The 10,018-nt window shown below is 32.5% G+C and carries 5 protein-coding genes; 3 read left to right on the top strand and 2 right to left on the bottom strand.

Annotated elements, in window-relative coordinates; genetic code table 11:
- Positions 1-152 precede the first annotated feature (152 nt).
- Positions 153-1,064: a calcium-binding protein gene (locus ACN4EE_RS00750; protein WP_431704476.1), complete on the top strand. Its 912-nt coding sequence runs from the start codon at positions 153-155 to the stop codon at positions 1,062-1,064.
- 131 nt (positions 1,065-1,195) lie between these two features.
- On the opposite strand, the gene ACN4EE_RS00745 is transcribed toward ACN4EE_RS00750, so the two are convergent.
- On the bottom strand, positions 1,196-2,359 hold the full coding sequence (locus tag ACN4EE_RS00745; RefSeq protein ID WP_431704475.1) for a GuaB3 family IMP dehydrogenase-related protein: 1,164 nt from the start codon (positions 2,357-2,359) through the stop codon (positions 1,196-1,198).
- Positions 2,360-2,607: 248 nt separating this feature from the next.
- Here ACN4EE_RS00745 and ACN4EE_RS00740 point away from each other — a divergent pair, with 248 nt between their 5' ends.
- Entirely contained in the window at positions 2,608-2,991 is a 384-nt protein-coding gene (locus ACN4EE_RS00740) for a hypothetical protein (RefSeq protein WP_431704474.1), read from the top strand.
- A 19-nt stretch (positions 2,992-3,010) separates the two neighbouring features.
- Here the strand turns inward: ACN4EE_RS00740 and ACN4EE_RS00735 are convergent, their stop codons facing one another.
- On the bottom strand, positions 3,011-4,621 hold the full coding sequence (locus tag ACN4EE_RS00735) for an AAA-like domain-containing protein (RefSeq protein ID WP_431704473.1): 1,611 nt from the start codon (positions 4,619-4,621) through the stop codon (positions 3,011-3,013).
- Between the two features lie 373 nt (positions 4,622-4,994).
- On the opposite strand from ACN4EE_RS00735, the gene ACN4EE_RS00730 reads away from it, so the two are divergent.
- Positions 4,995-9,857, top strand: a complete 4,863-nt coding sequence (locus ACN4EE_RS00730) for a PAS domain-containing hybrid sensor histidine kinase/response regulator (RefSeq protein ID WP_431704472.1) — start codon at positions 4,995-4,997, stop codon at positions 9,855-9,857.
- The last annotated feature ends 161 nt before the right edge of the window (positions 9,858-10,018 follow it).

Here is a 10,018-nt window from a genome sequence, read left to right as displayed (position 1 = left end):
CTTCCCCCTCTTCCCCCTCTTCCCCCTCTTATCTTCATCATCTTATATCGAACTCAGGTGATGCCTGATACCTACCCTCATCAAAATACTTTTTCAGCAGACCCTAAATAATCTGTCATAATGAAATTTAGATCACTTAGAGGATAAAAATTATGGCACTTATAGTCGGCACAAACCGAACAGCGTTACTACCCGGGTTATTCTATACAGAAAAATTAATTGGCACAAATTTTGATGATATTATTTATGGACTGAGAGGAGATGATCTTATTGAAGGTGGTAACGGAAATGATAGCCTTTATGGAGGACAACCAAATGCTACTTATACCAATGATGGCAATGATACCTTGATAGGGGGGGCAGGAAATGACTATCTCGATGGAGGTGATGGTAATGATTCCCTAGACGGAGGTAGTGGAGACGATCGATTATTTGGGCGAGGTGGCAGAGATTATCTTTTTGGAGGCACAGGGCATGATTATTTAGACGGAGGAGGAGGTAGAGACACTCTGATTGGAGGTGACGGTTCAGATATTTTAGTCGGTGGAGGAGGTAGAGATACTTTAGCAGGAGGCAATGGAGGTGTTAATGGGGATGCTTTCATTGACTGGTTTGTCTGGAGAAATACCAATCACATTGGTGATACCGTTCTAGACTTTACCAAAGGTTTAGATAAAATTGTCTTAAATGGAAATGCCAATAATTTTGATTTAACTAGAAACAATACTAACCGAATCAATCCTGCAAGACCACTATCTTTTAATTTAGCTGTTCAATCCAACTTATTTACCAGCAACAGACGATTTTACCGATTACACGACTCCGATTATGAACAAGTAACTGCTACGACAGTCGTTGATTTAAACGCACAGTTAATAACTGCTACGGCTAAAATTGTCGCCGTTATTCCAAATGGAAATGATCCAAATGTACCAGAAGCATCCCTATTTTATGATCCTAATCCTAGTAATACAACCAATAACTATGAATTAATTGCTAACTTTACCAACGGAGTTACTCCCACTCAAACTAATACTAATATCTTTGACATCTTGGTTTATTAATAAGCTAGGACACATCTAATAGACATCTTCAAAAATACAGGCAAGATACCTGTTCTACGATGGTAAAATCATCAATATGGTCGAAGTCTAATATTTAATTCCTTATTCCTTATTCCTCATTCCTCATTCAATTATTTACCCATCCCTAATTGTTGAGCTTTTTGATAGACTTTACCTTCGGTTAACAAAGAGGGTGCAATAACTACTTCCACTTCCTGCATTTCTTTGATGTTTTTCGCACCTAATGTTCCCATACTGGTTTTTAATGCACCCAGTAGATTATGAGTACCATCATCTAGTTTAGCAGGTCCTCGTAAAATTTCTTCGATCGAACCAGTTGTACCGACATTAATTCTAGTACCACGAGGTAAAACAGGGCTAGGAGTTGCCATACCCCAGTGGAAACCTCTACCCGGAGCTTGAGCACTACGAGCAATAGGCGAACCAATCATAACCGCATCCGCACCACAAGCGATACATTTACAAATATCTCCTCCCGTAATAATACCACCATCGGCAATAACAGGAATATATTTGCCCGTTTCCCTCTCAAAATCATCCCTAGCGGCGGCACAATCTGCCACAGCAGTGGCTTGAGGTACACCTACCCCTAAAACTCCCCTAGAAGTACAAGCCGCCCCCGGTCCAATTCCTACTAAAATACCAGAAGCCCCTGCTTTTAATAATTGCATGGTTACATCATAAGTAACGCAGTTACCCAAAATAACAGGCATGGGCATATCTGCACAGAAACTAGCTAAATCTAAAGGTGTAACGGTTTCAGGGGATAAATGGGCTGTGGAAACCACTGTAGCTTGAATAAACACTAAATCCGCTCCTGCTTCGGCTACCACTTTACCGTATTGACTAGCACCAGCAGGGGTTAAACTAACGGCGGCGATGCCTCCTTGTTGTTTAATTTCCGTGATTCTTTGTTTAATTAACTCAGGTTTGACGGGTACGCTGTATAATTCCTGCATTAAACCCACAAATTCTGATTTGCCCACGGAGGCAATGCGATCTAAAATGGGATTAGGGTCTTCGTAACGAGTTTGGATTCCTTCTAAGTTTAAAACTCCTAATGATCCCAATTCTGATAACAATACAGCCATTTTAACATCCACTACACCGTCCATAGCACTGGCAATAATGGGGATTTCTCTTTCAATACCGCCAATGGTAACACGGGTATCCGCTAAAGCTGGATCTAATGTTCTATTACCCGGTACTAGGGCGATTTCATCTATACCATAAGCTCTACGGGCTTGTTTACCACGACCAATTATAATACTCACTTTATTTTTTCTGCTATAAGTTTATTTGCTTAGATTATCAAATTTTCATCGATCGTGGCAAATTGAGCAAGATGTTTTTGTTGTTGCCTCTAAGTTTAATGGTGAGGGTAAGACAAGGAGACTAGAAGACTAGAAGAAATACTTATCAAATAAGAGATTGCTTCGTGCCTCGCAATGACAGACATAAGATTTGGGAAAAATGATTTACAATATCGATCGATAAGTTAAATTAGCAATAAAAAAGGTTTATGTTGGGTAAATTTCAAAAAAGTGAATTAAGAATTGAAGTCAAAGCAAAAGAAACTATTTTTCGGGATAGCCTTTTAAATATAAACGAGTTAAAACAGTGGTGTTTTCCTGTTACTTTGACGAAAAAAACCACAGAAAAATTATCCCAAGGGGATAGTTTTAGTTGTTATTTAGGTTTAATCGAAATTAAGAATCAGGTGGACTATCTTAATAATAATTGTGTGCGGTTTATTTTAAGCGGTGGTATTGACGGTTATCAAGAATGGTGTTGGGGTGATGGTTGGATTCAATCTCGTTTAGAAGGTATTTCTGTTTTACCCCTTAATCTACTGCAAACTTTTAATTTATTACGTTTAAAATCTTTTGCCCAAAATATTAAATAAAGATCGATATTTCTATATATTAAATTCTTTGGAAGTCTAAATAACACTGATTTCTGCCCCGTCTTTTGGCTTCATATAAAGCTCGATCGGCTTGATCAATTAAAATGTTTACTGAAGTATTTTTCTGAGGGCGAATGGTGGCAATTCCTAAACTGACAGTAACTATTTTCTCATTCAGTTGAGAATTAATATGTTCTATCTGTAAAGAATTGATGGTATTTCTGACGTTTTCAGCCACAGAAATTGCCCCTATTTGATTTGTTTTAGGTAATATAATGGCAAATTCTTCTCCACCATATCTTGCCACTAAATCACCTGATCTTTTTAGCGCTTTTTTTATGCCATCAGCAACCTTTCCCAAACAAATATCCCCCATCGGATGCCCATAGGTATCATTATAAATTTTAAAGTAATCAACGTCTAATAAAATTAAAGATAATAGTGAATTTTCACGCATATTTCTATTCCATTCTATTTGTAAAATTTCATTAAAATATCTCCGACTAGCAACTTTGGTTAAAGAGTCTATATTCACTAATTCTTTTAACGCTTCATTTTCGGCTTGTAATTGTTTAACTTGAATAAGATTATGATTATTTCTGATTTTTAAATCACGGCTTTGTTGAGCAAAATAATCTCTATATAAATCACAGGAAAATTCACAATGATTCCCTTGACATTTAACTAAACCCATGCTATCTAATTGATAAAAAATTGTCGAATCTAAACAAGTATTTTCTCCGCCTTTAATTATTTTTTTTAATGCGATTAATAATTCAGTGTTTTTCTTTAAATTATTCCAATGATTTAATAAATGATCAGTATAAATTCCTTTAGGTGTTTTAGCTTCTTCTAATAATTTATCTAAGGTTATTTTTCTTTCGTATAGATGATAATAAGCTAGTCTGATTAAATAAGGATGTCCACCAGTAAATTGTCTCAACTTTTCAATATCTTTTGGTAAAAGAAAGGATAATTGATGAGTAATAGCTAACTCATAAATTTGCTCACTATTAAAATAAGGCAACTCAATGGGAAAACCGACATTAAAAGGAGATTGATTAATATTTAAAGGCACATATATTTCTGTAGAATGAACAATAATTAATTTAAGTTTTTCAAATATATCAACTTGTTTAGTTTGTTCATACCAAAACCTTAATAAAGATAAAAATTCTTGGGCAATAAATGGATATTCAAAAATTAAATGTAGTTTATTTAAGGCAATAACAATCGGCTCATTTATTTCAGTTAAAATGTATTCTTCAAGATAAACAGTCGCACTGGTTTTTGCTCCTATATCTTCATCCCAATAGTTATTTAATAAAGGTGGAAGTTTTAAACTTTTAGCAATTTTGACACAAAACCAACGCAAAAAAGTGTTTAAATTATTAAAAATATTTTTTTCTGCTTCTTGAAAATCGATCGAAATAGTTTTATATTCTTTCTTTTTTGCATGGGCTAAAATCCTAATTAATAAAGAAGTTTTACCCATTTGTTTAGGGGCTTTTATTCTAATTAAACTACCCATGCGTTCAATTTCTCTCAAAGCATTTTCTTCCAGAGGTGGACGATTTATATAAAAGGGAGAATAAAGGGGTACAGGAGTGTTAGGAAAATCTATCAACATTATTTTTTGAGCAGGAAAATTAATACGAATAATTAATTAATTTTTTTTGTTTAAATGTATAAGTTAAGATTGAGTAAATTTCAACAAGCCGAAAGTGAGTTGTATTAATATTTTACTTGATTTATAATAAATGTGAATAAAAAACTCATCATATGTTCAAAATGTAACTTTTTCTTAAGCTCGATCGAAAACTCGTTATTATAACCTTAGTTCATAAACTCAAAACCTTTTATTCTTGGTAAAATTACTTAAATTCTCAAAATGTTACTTATGAGAAAGAAAGATAAAATCTAAAAATATTCAGTAAAATTCCCTATTAAGTCAAGATATGAGTAAAATATAACTAAATTAAGGGTTATGAAGTAATAAAGACATGACAGGAGAAACAACGGATAAAAATAGTCAAAATTCCCTAAAAACCATCAAAGAAGAAGACTTACAACAGTTTTTCTCCTTAGCCTTAGATTTGTTATGTATAGCCGACTTAGACGGTTACTTTTTGCGGGTTAATCCTGCATGGGAAATAGTATTAGGATATACAGCTAAAGAATTAGAAGGTACTTGTTTTTTAGACTTAATCCATCCCGATGATATTGAAGCTACCCTAAACGCCATTAATGACTTACAAAATTATCAACAAATTCATTACTTTGAAAATCGTTATCGTCACAAAGACGGAAGTTATCGTTATATTGAATGGAAATCGCAACCCCATAACAACTTAATTTATGCCGTAGCCAGAGACATTACCGAAAGAAAGCAGATAGAAATTGAACTAAAACGCACCACTGCCCTTCTTAATGATGCTCAAGAAATGGCAAATGTCGGCGGATGGGAATTAGATTTAAGTACAGGAAAGACTTTTTGGACAAATCAAGTTTACCGTATTCACGAAGTAGAAAGAGATTTTGACCATAATAAAACTAATGGTATCGAATTTTATCATCCTGAAGATCAAAGTGTCATTACCGAAGCTATCAATCAAGCCATTCAAGACAAACAATCCTTTGATGTCACTTGTCGATTTATTACAGCCAAAGGTAATCATCGTTGGGTAAGGGCTTCTGGGCATCCTGTCATCAAAAATAATCGAGCAGTAAGATTAATTGGGATGTTTCATGACATTACTCGACAAAAAGAGGCGGAAGAAATAATAGAAAGACAAGAGTATTTTTCTAGTGTTATTCTCGATGGTTTACCCGATGGTTTTGCCGCCGTATCTCCAGAAGGGAAAAAAATACAAGTCAATAAGGCTTTCTGTGAGATGACTGGATTTACTCAAGAAGAATTGCTGAATCAAACTCCTCCTTTTGTTTATTGGAATCCGCAAGAAATTGATATAATTACACAAAAATTTGCCGAAACGATGATTGATGGTGCAAAACTAGATGTTGAATTAAATTTTATCCGTAAAAATGGAGAAGTTTTTCCAGTATTAATTAAGGCATCACCAGTAAAAGATAAAGACGGTAACTTAATTTGTCTTTGTGCCACCTTTAAAGATATTTCCGAAAGGAAAAAAATAGAAATTGAGCTTAGTCAAACGAAAGATTTTTTAAATCAAACTAGCGACTTAGCCAGAATTGGTGGTTGGGAAGTTAATTTTCAAACCCATGAGGTAAAGTGGACAGATATGACTAAAATTATCCATGAGTTACCCTTAGATTATCAACCAAATTTAGAAGAATCTATTAACTTTTATAAGGAAGGTGAAAGCCGAGAAAAAGTTAGAGAAGCAGTAAATAAAGCTCTTAATTTCGGAGAAAATTCTCGTTTTGAGTTGCAATTAATTACGGCAAAGGGGAAGGAAATCTGGGTAAGAGCAATTATCACTTCTGAGTTTGAAAATGGTATTTGTAAGAGAATTTATGGCTCTTTTCAAGATATTGATGAGGAGAAAAAAAATGCTTTAAGGCTACAGGAAAAAACCGAAGAATTTAATGAGTTAGTTTCGATTATTCCTATTGGTATTTACAAAGTAGGTGAGGATTTTAAATTTACTTATGTTAGCCCCGCTTGGTGTAAAATTAACCATTTACAAGCAGAAGATATTTTTAGGAATGTTCAACTTACACTAGATATTATCCATCCCGAAGATAAACCCTTATTTCTTGAAAAAAATCAGATTGCCCTTACCAATAAATTTTCCTTTAATGAAACGGTAAGGTTTATTATTGATGGTGAAGTGCGGTGGATGCGAATACAGTCTAAACCTCATCAAGATATTAATGGTAAGTGGTATTGGTTCGGCACACAAACTGATATTACTGATTCTCAACTTATCCAAAATGAATTAACAGAAACAAAAAATCAGTTACAGAGTATTTTATCATCTCTGAGTGAAGTAATTTGGTCAGTAACTTATCCTGATTATAAACTTTTATATATCACACCTTCTGTAGTTAATATTTATGGTATTGACTATGAAAAATGGTTTGAAGATAGCTCTTATTGGTATAAAGTAATTCATCCTGAAGATAAAGATATTGTTAATGTCATTTTTGACTCACTAGCTAATTATGATAGTTATGATGTAGAATATCGTATAATTGATAGTAATAAGCAAATTAAATGGGTTTCTAATCGTGGTAAAAATATTAGAAATGAGCAAGGAAAAATTATTAGAATTGATGGGATTATTACTGATATAAATGAAAATCAACTAAATAAAATTGCTTTACAAAAAAGCGAAAATAAAATCAAAAATATTCTTGCTAATATGTCGGGAGTGGTTTATCAGTGTTTAAATGATGAGCCTTATACAATGCTTTTTGTCAGTGATGAAATTGAAAGATTAACAGGTTATACCACTCAACATTTTTTAGAGAATCAAATTAATTTAGCCACAATTACTCATCCTGATGATATTAATTATGTCCGTAAAACCGTTAATCAAGCCATAAAAGAACAAACTATTTATGAGCTTCAATATCGAATTATAACTATTAATCAAAATATTATTTGGGTATCAGAAAAAGGGAAAGGAATTTACGATCGAAATGGTAATTTTCTTTATATGGAAGGGTTATTATTTGATATTAATAAACAAAAAAACACTGAGCTAAAATTAAAAGAAGTTAATCAAATTTTACGCCGTAAAGAAAAAATGCTTTCTGCAATTTCTCAAGCTACCAAAGAGTTGTTAACTGCTAAGAATATTAAAACTATAAATGATGATCAAAATTTAGGTTCGATCGCACAGTGTTTAATTATATTATGTAAAGCTATAGAAACAGATCAAGCCTATTATTTAGAAGTAGAATATACTGAACCAGAGATATTATTTCATAATTTATATCAGTATAATATTTATGATAATAGTTTCTTAATTAAGCATCCTTTATTACAAAATATTCCTGTCTCATTTTTCCCCGAAGCCGCAAAATTTGTATTGAATAATCAACCCTATCAAGGCGTAATTAGTCAATTAAGTGATTCAGTGATTTTGAAATCATTTTTAGAAGCCGAAAATATTAAATCTTTTGTGTATATCCCAGTGGTTTCCTATGAAAAAACTATCGGAGTAATTGGCTTTGATGACTGTAATAATGAGAGAGTTTGGAGTGAAGGAGAAATCAATTTATTATTGAGTTTTGCCGATAGTATTGCTAGTGCCATTCAAAGGCAAAATTTAGAAGAAAATTTATTAGAAGCGAAAAAACAAGCGGAATCAGCTAATATGGCGAAATCAGAATTTTTAGCGAATATGAGTCACGAAATCCGCACTCCTTTAAACGGTATTATTGGCTTTTCTGAGTTATTATTAGACACTCCTTTAAATACTACCCAAGAAAAATATTTAAAATTAGTTCATCAATCAGGCAATATTTTATTAGATTTAATTAATGATATTTTGGATTTTTCTAAGATAGAAGCTGGAAAGTTAGAATTATCTATTCAAAAAGTTGACATTTGGAATTTAGCATCAGAAGTAATCGATATAATTCGTTTTAAAGCCTTAGAGAAAAATCTGGAATTATTATTAAATATACCGCCTTCTTTACCTCGTTTTGCTTGGTTAGATGATGTGCGTATTAAACAGGTTTTAATCAATCTTTTAGGCAATAGTGTTAAGTTTACAGAAACAGGAGAAATTGAGCTAAAACTTGAACTTATTAAAATAGAAAATAATACTTTAGATAATGACGATTCTTACTTTTCTAACATTAAGATTTCTGTGAGAGATACTGGTTGTGGTATTTCTCCAGAAAAACAGGCTAAAATTTTTCAGGCATTTTCTCAAGAGGATGAATCTATCACTCGTAAATATGGGGGTACAGGTTTAGGGTTAACTATTTCTAACAAATTGTTAGCTTTAATGGGGAGTAAATTAAAGGTAATTAGTGCAGTTAATCAAGGTAGTTGTTTCTTTTTTACTTTAATGGTTAAAACTGAATTTGGAGATAAAATTACTTACGATGGTTTAGATAAATATAAAAAAATATTGGTAGTTGATGATAATAAAAATAACTGTAATATTTTAGAGTCAATGTTAGCTTTAAAAAATATTAATTCTGATATTTATTATTCAGCAGAATCTGCTCAAGATAATCTGACAAATAATCATGATTATGATGGAGCGATTATTGATTATAGTTTACCTAATCTTAATGGTTTAGAGTTTATCAGGTATATCAGAAAAAGTTTAAATATTTCTGCGGACAATTTACCGATTATTTTATTACATAGTATTAGTAATGATCAAGAAATTAATCGCTTATGTCAAGAGTTAGATGTGCAGAATCAACAAACTAAACCTATTACTATTAATCAATTATTTCTCACTTTATCTAAGTTAAGAGTTAAAGATTTTAATGATGCTAAATCTCTTAAAAATTCTAGTGATACTGAGATTATTCAGGGTAATTTTACGGTGTTAATTGTGGAAGATAATCGAGTGAATTTAACTTTAGCTAAGGTATTACTGAAAAAGTTATTACCAAATGGGGTAATTATCTCTGCTATGAATGGTGAGGAAGGAGTGAAAAAGTATCAACAGGAAAACCCTGATTTGATTTTAATGGATATACAAATGCCTGTTATGAGTGGTTATGAAGCTACGATCGAGATTAGACGATTAGAGAGTGATGAGCATACTCCCATTATTGCTTTAACGGCGGGAACTGTCAAGGGAGAGAAAGAAAAATGCTTAGACATGGGCATGGATGATTATTTGAGTAAGCCCATTGTCGGGGAGGAGTTAATGGAGATGGTGAGGAAATATTTAGTTAGGTGATATTTGCGATTCTTTGAGATTTTTTGCTAATCGATAAATTTCCTGTAATTGTTCATCATTTAATTGCTCAATTTCTGCATTAATTTGTTCTTTTATATTCATAATAAAATACTCTATTTTTAAATACAATAGGATAAGATATTTCGGTGATAGTAAGGGAT

It is taken from the genome of Geminocystis sp. CENA526 (assembly GCF_050753365.1).
Lineage (GTDB): Bacteria > Cyanobacteriota > Cyanobacteriia > Cyanobacteriales > Cyanobacteriaceae > Geminocystis.
The sequence above is the reverse complement of the archived record's forward strand: the minus strand, read 5'-3'. Positions and strand labels throughout refer to the sequence as shown.